This window comes from Nocardiopsis yanglingensis, assembly GCF_045809185.1.
In the GTDB taxonomy this organism is placed as follows: domain Bacteria; phylum Pseudomonadota; class Gammaproteobacteria; order Xanthomonadales; family Xanthomonadaceae; genus Stenotrophomonas; species Stenotrophomonas yanglingensis.
Genome location: NZ_JBJNRH010000003.1, coordinates 103,086 through 118,214, shown reverse-complemented (window position 1 = coordinate 118,214; position 15,129 = coordinate 103,086). Strand labels below are relative to the sequence as shown.

At 66.3% G+C, this 15,129-nt stretch carries 14 protein-coding genes; 8 read left to right on the top strand and 6 right to left on the bottom strand.

Annotation, left to right across the window (positions count from 1 at the left end):
* The first annotated feature begins 1 nt into the window (after position 1).
* The 5 genes from ACJ7C5_RS06410 (at position 2) to ACJ7C5_RS06390 (ending at position 3,457) form a co-directional block, all read left to right on the top strand.
* Positions 2 to 547, top strand: a complete 546-nt coding sequence (locus ACJ7C5_RS06410; protein ID WP_412703363.1) for a DUF2878 domain-containing protein — start codon at positions 2 to 4, stop codon at positions 545 to 547.
* Complete coding sequence (locus tag ACJ7C5_RS06405) at positions 544 to 1,329, top strand: DUF1295 domain-containing protein (protein WP_412703362.1); 786 nt, start codon at positions 544 to 546, stop codon at positions 1,327 to 1,329. Before ACJ7C5_RS06410 ends, ACJ7C5_RS06405 begins: the two co-directional genes overlap by 4 nt.
* Positions 1,326 to 2,399 (top strand): SAM-dependent methyltransferase, encoded by a 1,074-nt coding sequence (locus ACJ7C5_RS06400; protein ID WP_412703361.1) that lies wholly within the window; start codon positions 1,326 to 1,328, stop codon positions 2,397 to 2,399. The genes ACJ7C5_RS06405 and ACJ7C5_RS06400 overlap by 4 nt, the downstream gene beginning before the upstream one ends.
* Positions 2,400 to 2,413: 14 nt before the next feature.
* Positions 2,414 to 2,941, top strand: a complete 528-nt coding sequence (locus ACJ7C5_RS06395; RefSeq protein WP_412703360.1) for a lipocalin family protein — start codon at positions 2,414 to 2,416, stop codon at positions 2,939 to 2,941.
* Positions 2,942 to 3,064: 123 nt separating this feature from the next.
* Positions 3,065 to 3,457 carry a response regulator gene (locus ACJ7C5_RS06390; protein WP_412703359.1) on the top strand — a complete coding sequence of 131 codons (393 nt, stop codon included), beginning with the start codon at positions 3,065 to 3,067 and terminating at the stop codon, positions 3,455 to 3,457.
* Positions 3,458 to 3,512: 55 nt separating this feature from the next.
* Here ACJ7C5_RS06390 and ACJ7C5_RS06385 read toward each other — a convergent pair whose 3' ends face one another.
* The 3 genes from ACJ7C5_RS06385 to ACJ7C5_RS06375 form a co-directional block, all read right to left on the bottom strand.
* Positions 3,513 to 4,727: an ABC transporter permease gene (locus ACJ7C5_RS06385; protein ID WP_412703358.1), complete on the bottom strand. Its 1,215-nt coding sequence runs from the start codon at positions 4,725 to 4,727 to the stop codon at positions 3,513 to 3,515.
* Between the two features lie 11 nt (positions 4,728 to 4,738).
* A complete protein-coding gene (locus ACJ7C5_RS06380; protein ID WP_412703357.1) occupies positions 4,739 to 6,058 on the bottom strand; it encodes an ABC transporter permease in 1,320 nt (439 codons plus the stop codon).
* A 241-nt stretch (positions 6,059 to 6,299) separates the two neighbouring features.
* Positions 6,300 to 7,772 carry a serine hydrolase domain-containing protein gene (locus tag ACJ7C5_RS06375; RefSeq protein WP_412703356.1) on the bottom strand — a complete coding sequence of 491 codons (1,473 nt, stop codon included), beginning with the start codon at positions 7,770 to 7,772 and terminating at the stop codon, positions 6,300 to 6,302.
* A gap of 41 nt (positions 7,773 to 7,813) precedes the next feature.
* Between ACJ7C5_RS06375 and ACJ7C5_RS06370 the strand changes: the two genes are divergently transcribed.
* From ACJ7C5_RS06370 to ACJ7C5_RS06360, 3 genes are all read left to right on the top strand, one after another.
* Complete coding sequence (locus tag ACJ7C5_RS06370; RefSeq protein ID WP_094001404.1) at positions 7,814 to 8,410, top strand: ArsR/SmtB family transcription factor; 597 nt, start codon at positions 7,814 to 7,816, stop codon at positions 8,408 to 8,410.
* Positions 8,411 to 8,573: 163 nt separating this feature from the next.
* On the top strand, positions 8,574 to 9,200 hold the full coding sequence (locus ACJ7C5_RS06365) for a response regulator transcription factor (RefSeq protein WP_094001403.1): 627 nt from the start codon (positions 8,574 to 8,576) through the stop codon (positions 9,198 to 9,200).
* Positions 9,197 to 11,524: an ATP-binding protein gene (locus ACJ7C5_RS06360; RefSeq protein ID WP_412703355.1), complete on the top strand. Its 2,328-nt coding sequence runs from the start codon at positions 9,197 to 9,199 to the stop codon at positions 11,522 to 11,524. The genes ACJ7C5_RS06365 and ACJ7C5_RS06360 overlap by 4 nt, the downstream gene beginning before the upstream one ends.
* On the opposite strand, the gene ACJ7C5_RS06355 is transcribed toward ACJ7C5_RS06360, so the two are convergent.
* The 3 genes from ACJ7C5_RS06355 to fusA all read right to left on the bottom strand — a co-directional run bounded on the left by ACJ7C5_RS06355 (position 11,525) and on the right by fusA (position 14,979).
* Positions 11,525 to 12,280: a SapC family protein gene (locus ACJ7C5_RS06355; RefSeq protein WP_088025937.1), complete on the bottom strand. Its 756-nt coding sequence runs from the start codon at positions 12,278 to 12,280 to the stop codon at positions 11,525 to 11,527.
* Positions 12,281 to 12,390: 110 nt separating this feature from the next.
* Positions 12,391 to 12,663 (bottom strand): hypothetical protein, encoded by a 273-nt coding sequence (locus ACJ7C5_RS06350; RefSeq protein WP_005409616.1) that lies wholly within the window; start codon positions 12,661 to 12,663, stop codon positions 12,391 to 12,393.
* 279 nt (positions 12,664 to 12,942) lie between these two features.
* Entirely contained in the window at positions 12,943 to 14,979 is a 2,037-nt protein-coding gene (fusA, locus tag ACJ7C5_RS06345) for an elongation factor G (protein WP_412703354.1), read from the bottom strand.
* Positions 14,980 to 15,129: the final 150 nt, after the last annotated feature.

Below are 15,129 nucleotides of genomic sequence, written 5' to 3'. Positions count from 1 at the left end.
CATGCGCCGGTTCTGGGCCAATCTGCTCGGCAACCAGCTGATCTGGCTGTGCGCCGTGGCCGGCGCCGGACGCGGCTTGCAGTGGCCGGCGCTGCTGGCAGCGTCGCTCTACATCGGTAGCCAGCTGCTGACCTCACCACACCCCCGGCTGGATCTTCGGCTGATGCTGTTGGCGCTGGCCTGCGCATGGCTGGTCGATGCCAGTACCGCCGCCAGCGGTACGGTGCGCTACGCGGCAGCTCCGCTGGGTTGGGCGCCGCCGCCCTGGATCATGGCGTTGTGGGCAGCGTTCGCGATGACGCTGACCGCGTCGATGCGCTTCCTGCAGCGCCACCCGGCGCTGCCGCCTCTGTTCGGCCTGCTGCTGGCACCTCTGGCCTATCTCTCCGCCGCACGGGGGTTCGATGCAGTGCGGTTCGCAGATCCTGCATGGCCGGGGCTGCTGGTCCTGGGCGCGGGCTGGAGCATTGCGCTTTCCCTGCTGTGCCACACCGCCGGTCGCGGCATGCACACCCCGCAGCCGCCCTTCGCAGGAGCGTCGTCATGATCAATCTGCTGTGGGTCCTGCTGTACGCCGTGCTGGTGATGAGCTGGGGCTGGGCCTGGCAGCGCCGCCACCACAACATCGGCGTGGTCGATGTGCTCTGGGCCAAGGGCGTGGGCGCATCGGCCCTGTTGCTGGCGGTGCTCGGCGACGGCGCCGTGATGCCACGGGTTGCGCTGGGCGTGCTGGGTGGACTGTGGGGCAGCCGCCTGGCCCTGCATCTGTGGCACCGGGTCCGCCACGAACAGGAGGACGGACGCTACCGCTACCTGCGCGAGTACTGGCACGGGCATCAGGGCAGGATCTTCGGCTTCTTCATGGCGCAGGCCCTGCTGATCGTCCTGTTCGCCCTGCCCTTCGTGGCGGTGTCTGCCAATCCTCGAACCGATCTGAGCCTGTGGGTGGTCGCCGCAGCGCTGGTCTGGCTGCTGAGCGTCGGCGGCGAAAGCCTGGCCGACCATCAGCTGGCCCGCTTCCGCGCCGATCCGGAGAACAAGGGCCGCACCTGCCGCGATGGCCTCTGGCGTTACTCCCGCCACCCCAACTACTTCTTCGAGTGGCTGCACTGGTTCAGCTACGCCCTGCTCGCGGTCGGCTCGCCACTGTGGTGGCTGGCCTTGGCCGGCCCGCTGCTGATGTACGTGTTCCTGCGCTACCTCAGCGGCATTCCGTTCACCGAGAAACAGGCACTGCGCAGCCGTGGCGACGACTACCGCGCCTACCAGCGCAGTACCTCGATGTTCTTTCCCTGGTTCCCCCGTTCTTCCAAGGAGCATTCCGCATGAGCGCGATCCCGTCACTGAATCCGGCCGAAGATGCGGAAACCGGGCTGATCGCCTGGGCCGAACGTGGACTGGTCCCCGATGCGGCGCTGCGTGCGGGTATCCGCCGCTTGTGCGCGCAACGTCTGCATGAGGAAGGCGAAGGCGGCATCGAAGGCCAATCCACACGCTTCAGCCAGCGCATCGCCGAGCTGGCCGACAGCCCACTCGCGCTGCATACCGACGCGGCCAACCGCCAGCACTATGAAGTGCCGGCAGCCTTTTTCCAGGCTTGCCTGGGCAAACGACTGAAGTACAGCAGCTGCTACTACCCCACCGGGCGCGAAACGCTGGACCAGGCGGAGGACGCCATGCTGGAACTGTACGCCCAGCGCGCGGGACTGGTCGATGGCCAGCAGATTCTTGAGCTGGGCTGCGGCTGGGGTTCATTGACCCTGTGGATGGCCGAACGCTATCCGCAGGCGCATATCACCGCCGTCTCCAACTCACACAGCCAACGCCAGCACATCATGGCGCAGTGCCAGGCGCGCGGCCTGGGCAACGTCGAGGTGCTGACCCGTGACGTCAACCAGCTTGACCTGCCAACGGCCCGGTTCGATCGCTGCGTCTCGGTGGAGATGTTCGAGCACGTACGCAACTACCAGCGCCTGCTGGCAGGCATCGCACGATGGCTGAAACCGGATGGCGCGCTCTTCGTGCACATCTTCGCCCATCGCACGCTGATGTATCCGTTCGAGACAGACGGCGGCGACAACTGGATGGGGCGCCACTTCTTTACCGGCGGACTGATGCCGGCCGCCGACACGCTGCTGCATTTCCAGCGCGACCTGCGCCTGGACCAACGCTGGCTGCTGGACGGCACCCATTACCAGCGCACCGCCGATCACTGGCTGGCCAACCAGGATGCAGCGCGCGAGGAAGTGATGCCCGTACTGGCCGCCACTTATGGCCAGGCTGCAGCGAAGATCTGGTGGCAGCGCTGGCGCATGTTCTGGATGGCCTGTGCCGAACTGTTCGGTTATGACGACGGCCAGCAGTGGCTGGTGGCCCACTACCTGTTCCGTCCCCGTTGAGGTGTCACATGCGCATGTTCTCGCTGCTCCCCTTGCTTGCAGTCAGCCTGTTCGGTTCCGGCTGCAGCGCGAGCGATAGCCGCCCCCTGCCGCGCCCACCTGCGGTGGACGTGCCGCGCTTCATGGGCGACTGGTATGTGATCGCACACATTCCGTCGCGGCCCGAGCGCGAGGCCTTCGATGCCGTGGAGAGCTACGCACTGCGACCGGATGGACGCATCCAGACCACCTTCACCTATCGCAAGGGCAGCTTCGACGCTCCGCAGAAGTCGATGCATCCGATTGGCCGGGTGGAGAAGGAAGGAAACGGCGCCCTCTGGGGCATGCAGTTCATCTGGCCGATCCAGGCCGAATACATCATCGCCTGGCTCGACGAAGACTACCGGCAGACCATCGTCGCGCGGAGCAAGCGCGACTACGTCTGGTACATGGCACGCACCCCCCACGTCTCGGAAAGCGACTACCAGCAAGCGGTGCAGCGCATTGCTGCGATGGGCTATGACACGCGCAAGCTGAGACGCGTACCGCAGTCGGTGCGATGAAGCCCCCCGCCAGAAACCCGCCAAGGCAGGCGACACTTCGCGCCAACCTGACGCCACCCATCCACGCTGTTGATGCACTGCCGGGCACACTGCAGTACCCCACGCAAGACAGGCACCACCGGCATGCATCCCCAATCCCACACGCGCACCTGCAACCTGTTGCTGGTGGAGGATCAGTTCGACCTGGCCGCCTTGATGGAACGGGCGCTGCAGGACGGGGGTGGCCAGGTGACACATGCCTACAGCGTGTTCGACGCGATGGGATTGCTCGACACCCAGCACTTCGATGGCGCCGTACTGGATGTGGAGCTGCGTGACGGCGTGGCGTTTCCGGTCGCCGACCGCCTGGCCGACCTTGGCATTCCCTATCTGTTCGTGTCAGCGGTCTATGACCAGCTCGTTCCCGCGCGACATCGCCGCGCACCGTTCGTGGCCAAACCATTCCATCTCGATACGTTGCAGCAGACGGTGCATCGCACCGTAACCGGAACCGGGCCCTCCACAAGCGGGCATTGAACGTCCAGCGCTCCGTATCAGCCGAGCGTCCCCAGCAGCCACGCCGCACCGGACGTCAGGCAGACCGGATGGCCTGCACGGGCATGATCGCGGACGCCCTCAATGCAGGTGCAAGCACCGCCACCTGCCCCAGCAGCCACAGCGCCAGCGCACTGATCGGCAGGTACGCCAGTGGAAGCCTTGGCAGTTCGTAGAACCGCATCAGGCCGAGGTTGAAAGCATAGGCCAGCAGTGCACCAGCTACGACACCCAGGCTAACGACCAGGAAGTTCTCCAACTGGAAGTAGTGCAGGATGTCGCGGCGGGTGGCTCCCAGCGCACGGCGAATGCCGATCTGTCTGCGCCGCTGCTCTACCCAGTAGCTGGCAAGGCCGACAATGCCCAGCGCGGTGGCTCCCAGCAGCGCAACGATCACGCCCGCCAGCAGGGCCATCATCAACCTGGCGCCATGGAAATAGTCCGCGCGCAGCTCGGCGACGGTGCGGCTGGCGGCCTGGTCGAACACCACGTCGGGGGCTGCTGCTGCCAATGCCCGCTGTGCGTCGGCCATCACCCGGGGCAGCGCTTCGGGCGCGGCCCGCACCAGGTAGCGCCCCGCCAACTGCGGGCCCGGCTTGGCCGGCATCAGCACGGACCAGTCATTGCCCAGCGCCTCCCCTCCACCGGGCTGTGATACAGCCAGGTGCTCGACCACGCCGATGACGGTGAAACGGCTGTCCATCGACCACAGGCTGCGCCCCACTGCCGGCTCACCCGGCCAGTAGCGTTCCGCCAGCTGCCGCGTCACCAGGATCGGCGCGTTGGCGGGCACGTACTGCCCGATCGGCGCGTACTCGGCGGCATCCGGCAGGCGCCCGGCCAACAGCTTCAGATCCAGCGCCTGGATCGCCGTCGCATCACCCAGGTAGAAATCGAGGACCCCGCCGAAGACCTTGCCGGCCTCATCGGTATGGACGCCCGCGCGGACACCCGGCTCACCGAACGGAACGGCGCTGATGAGGCCGACCGACCTTACGCCCGGAATCGCCTGCAGTGCGCCGGTCACACGGGCGTTGAGATCGACCGCCTGGGCGGCGTCGAATCCGGAGAGCTGCACGATGCCCAGCGACGACTCGGCGATGCCACTGTCCAGGTTCAGTGCACGCCCCTTCTCGGTGAGCATGAAGATGGCATTGCACAGCACAGCGCAGGCCAGCGCGATCTCCAATGCAATCAACAGGGTGGCCAGCCGGTGCTTGCCCAGCGCTGCGATGATCAGTCCGGTTTGCATGATCGTTTCCTTTACAGCAGTTTGAGCTGCGCCACAGGCTGGATCGAACTGGCGCGATAGGCGGGAATCGCGCCTGCCACCAGGCTGGCCAACAGGGAAAAGCCAAAGGTGGCCATGAACATGGCCAGGTCCAGATGGATCAGGTCCGCATAGGCAACCGGCTGGGCACGGATCACCCACAGGCCCAGCAAGGTCAGCAGCAGCCCCCCCACCCCTCCGGCGACACCGATCAGCCCGGCTTCCAGCATGCATTGGGTGAACACCGCGCGCCGGCTGGCGCCCAGCGCGCGCCGCAGGCCGATTTCCCCCCCGTGGCGCAGGAAGCGTGCCAGCAGCAGCCCGACCACATTGGCCAGGCAGACCATCAGGAACGCAAAGGACAGCACCGTCTGCACCTTCACGTCACTTGGCACCACCTGGTTGAAGTCCAGCCACTCCATCAACGAACGGAGCCGGGTGTTGTCCGCGTGCCGGATGCGCCCCAGACGCTGCTGTTCGCCAGCGTAGTTGGACAGATAGCGACGATAGCTGGCCACCTTCTCCGGGCTGCCCAGTTCCACCCAGACCGCGACCGCCACGCAGGGCGAGTTCTGCAGCACACCCGGCCTATCGGGCATTGCCCAGCAGGTAAAGGGCTGGAAGTCGCCCTCGTTGATATCCAGGCTGGTCGACATCGGCAGATAGATGTCATCGGCCGCGGCGTAGAAACTTGACGTCTCGCCACCCGAGAACCGCCCTCCCCTGATCTTGTAGAACAAGGGAGAGGGCCGCCAGTGATCCAGCACGCCGATCACCTGCACATGGGTATCCTTGACCCGAAGGGTCTGGCCGACACTGTCGCGCCCCCCGAACAGGCGCTGGTTCAACCGGGCCGAGATGACCGCGACGCGGCCGCGACGCTGGTCATCGTCAGCCGTCCAGGCGCGGCCATACTGGAAGGGCACCTCGAACATGGGGAAGAAGTCCGCCGTGGTCGAGATCGAAGATCCCATCAGCGGCGCCATCCCGGCCAGGTCCGAACGGAGCTTCACTGGATTGACCACCACCATGGTCTGCCGGTCTGCCTGGCCGGATGACCAGAGATCGTACGCGGTCCGATAGTCGAGCACGTCGTGCGGCTCGCGCCCTTTCGATCCGGGATCGACATCCACCTGCGGATAGAAGATCCGGTCGCTCCGGCCGGGCAGCGGATCTCCGGAAAGCAGGTGGGTAACGGTCAGCGTGGTCATGCTGGCGCCGATTCCCACGGCAACCGCCAGCACCATCAATGCGGTAATGATCGTGTTGCGCCTGGCATTGTGCAGCGCCAGTTTCAGGTAATAGCCCATCATGGAAGGTGCATCCCCCTGCGTTCGTCATGCTCCATGCAGATACGATGCGGGGGGCACCAGAAAGGTTTAAACCGACCAGGCGGACGATGGACGGGCACTCCAACAGCGCAGACCTGCGGGGCGGTGACGGCTTCGGGATTCGGGCCCTGCTCGCCGATGACCTGGATCTGATCTGCACCGACCTGGACTGGGCGGCGACCAGCGAGGTGGCGAGCAGCCTGGACGCAACCGCCCCCGGCACTCAATCCAGCGCGAACCCTGCAACCTTGCCTTCGTCGTCGGGGCGGATCATGTAGGGCATGAAGACGCCGGGGCCGAACGTTGCCACGTAGCGGTACAGCGTGCCCTTCTCACTGGCCTGCGTGCCCTTGAAAACCAGGGTGGCCGGCTTCCCGTAGGGCGCAATCGCCTTCGACAGCCCAGCGCCCAGCCCTGCCTCCAGCCTTGCACGCAGGTTCGCGCTGAAATCCGCATAGCCATGCCCGGCCTGCAACTGTTCAAACGTCGCCCGCGCACGCGCCGTCACTGCGGCCTCTTCGCCAGACGCAGGCTGGCTCCACGCAGCGACGATGGCGGGATGAAGCGCACTGAAGACCGCATTGGTCAGCGTGATTCCTGCCTCCGGCGTCTTGTCTCCCAGATTGGTGAAGGCAATGATGCGCAGCCCAAGCCCGGGGAAGTACTCGTCGGCGGTGGTGAACCCCTGCGAACCACCGGTATGGCCGATCCGGGCGTGGCCGTAGACCGCGTTGACGAACAACCCAAGCCCATAGTCGGCACTGCCGCCCTCAGCGGTGTGAACCGGGGTGATCATTTCACGGTAGCCGGCCGGGCTGACCACCTTGCCCCCGCTCAGGCCACGATCCCAGCGCGCGAGATCGTCCAGCGTACTGACCAGGAAGCCGGCTGCCCCACTCCAGTCCGGGTGGAAGTAGGGTGATCGGCGCAGGACGCCCGCCTCGTGCCGGTACCCCACCGCCATGCCCTGCAGTCGCTCCGTATCGGCGAGGGTGAAGGTGTGCCGCATGTCCAGCGGCTCCAGCAGATGCCGTCGCACGTAGTCGACGTAGCGTTCGCCCGATACCACCTCGATGACACGGCCGAGCAGGATGTACCCGGTATTGGAGTACGACCAGCGGCTGCCCGGCGCGAAATCGAGAGGTCGATCGCTGATACGCGCGATCAGCCGATCAAACGCAATGGGCTGGGTCACCAGCTCATCGACCTCCCGTTCGGGCCCATCGAAATAGTCATGCAGGCCACTGGTATGGGACAGCAGCTGGCGCAGGGTCACCTCGTGCGCATGCGGGGCGTCCGGCAGATGCCTGGCAAGCGGATCATCCAGCGTGAGCTTGCCGGCCTCCTGCAGCTGCACGATCGCAGCGGCAGTGAACTGCTTGGTGATCGAGCCGATCTCGAAGGGCGTGTCGGTGCGTACCGCCAGGCCCCGCGTTACGTCGCGCTGGCCATAGGCCTTCGCGTGGACCAGGTGCCCGTCCTGGAGGACCATCACCGCCGCACCGGGAACATTGAAGCGACGCATGACCTGACCGACGCCGCTGTCGATCCCCTGGATCACGGTCGCACCCAATGCGGCGCTCGCCCTGCTGGAGGCATCGCTACCCGCCACTTCGGGGGCAACAGCGGGCCGGGCGTCTGCTGCCGTCGCCAGCAGCAGGCCACCCAGCGCAATCCAGAAACGTGCCGTGCGCATTCCCGTCCCCTATAATTCAAATTTGAACTATAGTTTGAATTATGAACTCCCCTACGGCAAGCCGCGCCACGCAGGTACCACTCAAGCTGACACCCACGCAGCTTGCGGCGATCGCATCCCCCGCACGGATGGCAATACTGCAACGCCTGGACGCGGAGGGTCCGGCAAGCATCCGCGAGCTCGCCGAGCGCCTCGGCCGCCCGGCCACCGCGCTCTACCACCATCTGGCACACCTGCAGAAGCACGGCCTGGTACGCATCATCGAACATCGCGACACCGGCCGCCGCCCCGAAGCGGTCTTCGCGGCGGCGTCAGCACAGCTGTCCTCCCGCGACGCGGTGCGCACCCCATCCGGCCGGCGCAGCCTGGTTCGCGTGGCGACACGCGTCGTTGCCGCCACCCTGCGTGCTTTCGCCTCGGCCGCCACCCATGCCGCCACCCGCTTTGAAGGACCGCAGCGCAACTGCGCGGTCAGGCACCTGTCCTTCCGCGCCGACGACGAGCGCCTCGCCCGCATCAACGCATTGATCGAAGAGCTTGAAGCCACCGGACTCGACACCGGCACGCAGGGCGACAACATGCTGCTGACCGTGCTCATGGCGCCCGCCGCACACAAGCCGCGCGGAAAATCGACCTGACTGCCTCGTTCATCACTCCCGTCAATGAACACTACCGAGTTCAATATTCATCGATGATCGACACCTAGGAATAATCGCAAAAAACCTGCAGATTCGATGATCAGCAGGGCGCCAGCGCCAGAATGATCACCACGCCCCCGGGGCGCCGATCACCTTCCTGCGCATGAAAGGACAACCCGCACCGCGCCGACTGCGCCTGGCGCTTCTGGACGACCATGAGATCGTCCGTCGTGGCACCGCCCTGCACCTGTCGCAGGACGCCCGCTTCAGGATCATCGCCAGCCATGGGCACAGCGATGCCTTCATCCAGACACTGCAGCAGACACGGGTGGATGTCGCCGTCATCGATCTGACGTTGGCGCGTGGCGACCGCAGCAGCGCAGAGCTGATCCCCCTGCTGCGCGCGGCATCCCCGCAGACGCCGCTTCTCGCCTTCGCCACCCTCTCCCCCTGCACCCGTCTCCACCACCTGCTCATGGCCGGCATCAGTGGCGTCGTCAGCAAAGCCGAGCCCCTTCCCATGCTGTCCGAAGCGATCATTCGCGTTTCACAAGGACTGGAGCGACTGCCACCCGACTACACCATCCCGGCAGATCACAGTGAGCTCAGCCGCAACGAGCGTGAAGTGCTGGACCTGCTGCTGACTGGCCTGACCGTCTCCGAGATCGCACGGCACCGCCACCGCAGCGTCAAGACTGTCAGCACGCAGAAGGTCGCCGCCCTGCGCAAGCTCGGGCTGCGCAACGACGCTGAAATCTATGCCATGCGGCGCCCGCAGGACGCCGCGTGAAGCGGCGCGACCACCCCCACCGGCATGCCGCCTTCCTGCTGCTGCCGGCCCTGCTTCTGCTGCCGGCCGCTTCGGCCGAGGACGCCCAGTTGCATCGATGGCTGCCCGGCCACGAGGTCCGCGTCGCCACCGCGCCATCGCTGCGCCCATTGCCCGCAGGCCTGGCGGGTACGGCACCGCTGCCCACCCTCGCCCACGGCTATGCCGAACTCGTGGCGCGGCACTCCGGACTGCAGTTCAAGGAGCACCCCTACCCCAGTACCGACGCATCGGTGCGCGCTGTATGCCGTGGCGACGCCGACCTGGTACTGGTGGTCGGGACCGCCGGGCATCCACGGCCGCCCTGCACCCACCTGGTGCCCTCTGCACCCTTCCGTGGTGGCAGGACCCTGCTGGCGGGGCGCACCGATGACCGCTTGCCGCACGACATCACGCAACTGCACGGCCGCACACTGGCGGTGGTCAGCGGTGGGCCGTATGCCGGATGGCTGGCCGCCCATCACCCACGGGTCCCGTTACTGCATCTGCCTGACCGGCATGCCACCCTGTCCGCCGTCGAAGCCGGCATAGCCGATGTCGCGATCGGAGTGGAAACCACGCTGCAACCGATGATCCGGCAGCACTTCGCCAGCACACTGCAGGTGCAGCCGTTCGAGATGGGGTTCTCCACCGACATGCGCCTGCTGGTCCGCCGGGAGGACCAGCAACTGCTGGCGCGAATTGATCAGGCCTTGCGGGACATCACACTGGAGGAGCATGCCGGCCTGCTGCAGTTCTGGGCCGGGCAGATACTGCCGGCCACGGTCGAAAGGGCGATGGGCTGGATGCGCATTCCGCCCCCAGCCTGGCTGTTGGCGGTGCTTGTCCTGCTGGCAGGTCTTCCGGTGCTCTGGCTCTCGCTGCATCAGCAGCGGGGCCGTGACCTGCGCAAGCAGACACGCGCAGCGGGTGTGATCAGCCACGAGATACGCAATTCGACCCAGGTCGTACTCACCTCGATCGACCTGCTCAGCCAATCGCCCGCACCCAGGCAGCAGCGCGAACTGCTTGCCGCCGCCAAGGCGGCTGGGCATGCGTTGCGCGGCATGTTGAACCGCTCATTGGAGTTCGCGCGTCTTGCCGAGGGCGGATTCACACCGCGCGCCCAGCCCTGCGATGTGCATCTGCTCTGCCGGCAGTCGCTGGACGCAATCCGCCCACAGGCGCTGCTGAAGGGACTGGAGCTGCACTTCGAGGCCACCCCAGAGCGGTCACCCGCAGTCATCCTCGATCCCGAAGGGCTGCGACAGATTGTCGATAACCTGCTGGCCAACGCGGTGAAGTTCACCGATATCGGTGGGATTGATCTGCGCGTACAGCTGAGGCCCGCTGTCGACCCGCAGGAGCTGCTGGTCGATGTGATCGACAGTGGTATCGGCATCGATGCCAGGCAGGCTGCGCGCTTGTTCCAGCCGTACCAGCAAGGCAAGGACGGGCAGGCGCGCGGCGGCGCCGGATTGGGCCTGGCCATCGCCCGGGAACTGGCGCACGCCATGCGCGGCACACTGACCCTACACAGCGTGCCCGGTCGCGGCAGCCGGTTTACCCTGCGATTGCCGGCACAGATCGCGAAGGCCGGCTTGCCGCCAGCGGAGCAGACCACCGGTGGCCTGCCACTTGTCGACCTGGAGCTGTTGCTGGTCGAAGATCACGCAATGAACCGTCAGATCATCGCCGAGCAACTGCGTCGCCTGGGGGCCGACGTGCATGCACTGGCCGACGCAGCCGATGCGCTGGCCGAGCAGACCCGGTACCCGCGACGGATCGTACTGGTGGACATCGGCCTGCACGGGATGGATGGCTACACGCTGGCCCGGCAGTTGCGCAGCCAGCCCGGCAAGTCGCCGCGACTGATTGCGCTGTCTGCGCGGACAGGCCGCAGGCATCGGGCGCGCTGCCGCGATGCAGGATTCGATGCGGTCCTGGCCAAACCCTTGCAGATCGGGCAGCTGCTGCAGGCACTCGAACTGCCGCCGGCTGCCGGAGGAACGACTCTGGACACCGTAGCGCCGCTGGATCAGGCGTATCTGGCCGACATCAACAGCGAACTGCTGGGCATCGGGCGGGCTGCGGAAGACTGCGATGCGACGGCGCTGCGTCATCACGCGCATCGTCTGCAGGGCACGCTGCAGTTCTGCGGTGCAACCGATCAGGTCCGTATCGCGGCCGATCTATGGGAACTCGGGAACGACGCCACACCCGACTGGGTCGATGTGCGGCGCCTGCTGCAGGTACTGCAGCGCTGGCATGGCTTCCGCAGTACGGAAGCCATGCCGCCTGACTGATCAGGCCGCCAGACGCTCGACCTGGCGACGGGTCAGGTCGTTGAAACGGCCCAGCGACATCAGGTGCTGGTGGATCAGGGCCAGCCAGCCACTGCGGTGCCACTCGATCACCGTTGCTTCCGGCAGCGCCACGAACTTTTCGACGTCCACGACCAGGAAGCCGTTGAGATTGAACTCACGGCCATCCGGGGTACGCACGGTGGCATTGCGCTCGACCAGCAGGCCGTTGTCGACCAGGGCCTTGGAGAAGGCCTGGGTCTGTTCGTGCTCACGAGTGAACTGGCCGCAGAACTCCAGCGCCTGCTGCACCATTTCGGTGGCCTTGCCGTCAACGAACAGCGGCTGGCCTTCGTCACCGCCCTTGACCACGCGCGAGCTCTCTTCGTCGATGCCCAGCAGGAAGTCGTTGTCTGCACCGGTGTCGATGAAGATGAAGGGGTGGCGACGCAGGTAGGCCGGAATGTAGGCCTCGTCTTCCCACAGGCCGTCCTTGATGAACAGGTTCTGGTCGGAAACGCCGACGGCGGCCATCGGCACGGCGGTCGGGCCAGCGAACAGGATCGGGAAGTGGTGCAGCGCCAGCGAGAACTCGCCGAGCACCAGCGGAATGGCGTTGTTGCCAGCAGCAAACTCGAGCCTGCCCGGCAGGATGCGCAGATCGGCGTGCACATCGGCCTGCAGCGGCACCGGACGGGTGTAGAACAGGGGGGCGCCGCTCGGCGCCGCTTCGGTGGTGGTGTCGCTGGTGGTGGTCATCTTGGGAACCGTTCGATCATGCGCGCCTGCCATCCCGGGCGCGCCAGCGGGAACAACCTGAATCCCGCATTATCAACAAGCTCGATGACAACGGCCACCCCACCGACGGCCTATTTCAACTGCAGGGGATAGCGCTGCCAGAGGACGTGAACCAGGAACCCGGCCAGCTCGGTGTCGCGCGCGCTCACCGCCGCGCGGATCTTGTCCAGCAGCACCATGTCGCTGCAGGAGCGCACGTCGGCGTGGTTGGCCTGCCCCGCCCTGCGCGCACGGTAGCGCGCGGCCCGCTGCGCGTCACTCATTGCGTACCCGAACTTGGGCGGACGGCCGCGCTTTCGCGGCAGGGTCAACTCCAGGGTTCCGGGGTCTTTGTCATCACGCATGAGAGGGGTGCGGGCGGCGGCGAGCAACGGGGGGTGCGCAATTTATCGTGAGGCATCACTTTAATCCAGCTTTTTCTGCAGTTTTGTTGCGATGCAGTGCAAAAAAGCGGATCCCCCGAGAACGGCATCCACGCATGGCGTGGATCTACTGCAGAGCCCGCGCCCGATCGCCCGGTATGCGAATCCGTCGACGCTCGGTAGATCCACGCCATGCGTGGATACGCAAACCCACGCCAGTTCAAAAAAAGGGAGCCCGCTCACGGGCTCCCCTCACCTTCCTCACGCAGCGCGTACCGGCTCGTAACCGTGCAGATGCGCCTCGCTGCTGGCCCGTCCCTGGCTGAGCGAACGCAGCGAGGTGGTGTAGCCCACCAGCTGTGCCAGCGGCGCAAAACCGCTGACCTCGGCGCGACCGTCCAGGTCCTCGATGCGGGCAATGCGGCCATGGCGCCGATTGAGATCGCCGACCACATCACCCACCGACGCCGATGGCGAATGCACCGTCACCGCCATCACCGGCTCCAGCAGCTGCGTGCCACCCTCGGCCAGCGCCGCCTTGATTGCCTCGGCACCCGCGCGATGGAACGCCATTTCGGAGGAATCCTTGGCATGGGTCTGGCCATCGACCAGGCTGACCTCGACACCGACAACAGGATGACCCTGCGGGCCCTCCGACAGCGCGGCACGCACGCCCTTCTCCACCGCCGCTATGAAGCTGCGCGGCACCACGCCACCGACGATGCGGTCGTTGAACACCACCAGGTCGTCGTCGCGCGGCGCCACATCCAGCACCACGTGCGCGAACTGGCCCTGGCCGCCGGTCTGCTTGACCAGCCGCCCGACGACACCGGTCATCGCACGCATCGGCGTCTCCTGGTAGGCCACGCGCGGCGCACCCACGCCCACGTCCACCTTCCATTCACTGCGCAGGCGTTCGACCATCACCTCCAGGTGCAGCTCGCCCATGCCCCAGACCAGGGTCTCCGCCGTGTCGCGATCGGTTTCAACGCGGAACGAGGGATCTTCCTGGGCCAGGCTGGCCAGGCCCTGCGCCATCCGGATCAGGTCGGCCGCACGCGCCGGTTCCAACCGCCAAGCCAGCACCGGCGCCTGTGCCTGGATGTTCTCCAGGCGCAACGGCTGCGCACGGCCACTCAGCGTTTCACCACTGACCGCATCCTTCCAGCCCAGCACCGCGACGATGTCACCGGCCACGGCCTGTTCGATGTCGTGGGTCTGGTCGGCCTGCACCCGCACCAGGCGGCTCACACGCCGTCCCTGCGGATGCTGCGAACTGGCCACGGCGTCGCCCACCTTCAAGGTGCCCGAGTACAGCCGCACGAAGCTCAGGGCGCCGTGCTGCTGGTGGGTGATCTTGAACAGCAGGCCGGCCAGCGGACCGTCAGGATCTGGCGGCAGCAGCACCTCGCCCTCATCGCTTTCGGCGCTGACGGCAGGGCGATCCAGCGGCGACGGCAGGTAATCGACCACCGCGTCCAGCAGCGTCTCGATGCCCTTGTCCTTGAACGCGGCACCGGCCAGCACCGGCACGCCCGCACCGGTCAGCGTCGCCCGTCGGATCGCCGCGCGCAGCTGCCCGGCATCAATCACGCGACCTTCCAGCCAGGCATCAGCCAGAAGTTCGTCGTGGTCGGCCACGGCCTCGACCAGCGCATCGCGCTGGACTTGCCACTGGGCCCGCGCCGCGTCGTCCCACGCGGTGACCGTCGCCGCAGCGCCATCCTGCCACTGCAGCACACGCTCATCGACCAGATCGACCCAGCCGTTGAAGTCGCTCTCGCTGCCCAGCGGCACGCCCAGCGCCCACGGTCGCGCGCGCAGCTTGTCCTGCAACTGCTCCAGCACACGCTCGAAGGAAGCACCGACGCGATCCATCTTGTTGACGAACGCGATCAGCGGCACACGATGGCGACGCGCCTGGCGCCACACCGTCTCTGACTGCGGCTGCACGCCGTCCACCGCCGAGAACACGGCCACGGCGCCGTCGAGCACGCGCAGCGAACGCTCGACTTCAATGGCGAAGTCGATGTGGCCGGGAGTGTCGATCAGGGTCAACCGATGCGGCGGCAGGTCGCGCGGCGCCCACTGCGCCTGTACTGCAGCAGCGCCGATGGTGATGCCACGTTCGCGTTCGATCGCCGAGAAATCGGTGGTCGCGTTGCCGTCGTGCACTTCGCCGACGCGATGGATCTCGCCGCTTTTCCACAGCAGGCGTTCGGTCAGCGTGGTCTTGCCGGCGTCGATGTGGGCAATGATGCCAAGGTTGCGACGGCGGGAAAGGACTTGGGTGTTCATAAAGAGGTTCCTGCAAAGCCAACTTCAGGGGCCGCACACCCCGGTTGGCGACAGGGTGCGCGGCTAGCGTTCGGTCTCGGCGATCTGGTGCATGGCACGTTCTCCTTGCGGTGGGCCGGCAGGGCCGGCGGTGTTGAAAAATGAAATGAC

What these genes read in the sequence shown, in the direction of transcription:
- ACJ7C5_RS06410 (WP_412703363.1), top strand. Translation starts at nt 2, where the DNA reads ATGCGCCGGTTCTGGGCCAATCTGCTCGGCAACCAGCTGATCTGGCTG.
- ACJ7C5_RS06405 (WP_412703362.1), top strand. Translation starts at nt 544, where the DNA reads ATGATCAATCTGCTGTGGGTCCTGCTGTACGCCGTGCTGGTGATGAGC.
- ACJ7C5_RS06400 (WP_412703361.1), top strand. Translation starts at nt 1,326, where the DNA reads ATGAGCGCGATCCCGTCACTGAATCCGGCCGAAGATGCGGAAACCGGG.
- ACJ7C5_RS06395 (WP_412703360.1), top strand. Translation starts at nt 2,414, where the DNA reads ATGTTCTCGCTGCTCCCCTTGCTTGCAGTCAGCCTGTTCGGTTCCGGC.
- ACJ7C5_RS06390 (WP_412703359.1), top strand. Translation starts at nt 3,065, where the DNA reads ATGCATCCCCAATCCCACACGCGCACCTGCAACCTGTTGCTGGTGGAG.
- ACJ7C5_RS06385 (WP_412703358.1), bottom strand. Translation starts at nt 4,727, where the DNA reads ATGCAAACCGGACTGATCATCGCAGCGCTGGGCAAGCACCGGCTGGCC.
- ACJ7C5_RS06380 (WP_412703357.1), bottom strand. Translation starts at nt 6,058, where the DNA reads ATGATGGGCTATTACCTGAAACTGGCGCTGCACAATGCCAGGCGCAAC.
- ACJ7C5_RS06375 (WP_412703356.1), bottom strand. Translation starts at nt 7,772, where the DNA reads ATGCGCACGGCACGTTTCTGGATTGCGCTGGGTGGCCTGCTGCTGGCG.
- ACJ7C5_RS06370 (WP_094001404.1), top strand. Translation starts at nt 7,814, where the DNA reads ATGAACTCCCCTACGGCAAGCCGCGCCACGCAGGTACCACTCAAGCTG.
- ACJ7C5_RS06365 (WP_094001403.1), top strand. Translation starts at nt 8,574, where the DNA reads ATGAAAGGACAACCCGCACCGCGCCGACTGCGCCTGGCGCTTCTGGAC.
- ACJ7C5_RS06355 (WP_088025937.1), bottom strand. Translation starts at nt 12,280, where the DNA reads ATGACCACCACCAGCGACACCACCACCGAAGCGGCGCCGAGCGGCGCC.
- ACJ7C5_RS06350 (WP_005409616.1), bottom strand. Translation starts at nt 12,663, where the DNA reads ATGCGTGATGACAAAGACCCCGGAACCCTGGAGTTGACCCTGCCGCGA.
- fusA (WP_412703354.1), bottom strand. Translation starts at nt 14,979, where the DNA reads ATGAACACCCAAGTCCTTTCCCGCCGTCGCAACCTTGGCATCATTGCC.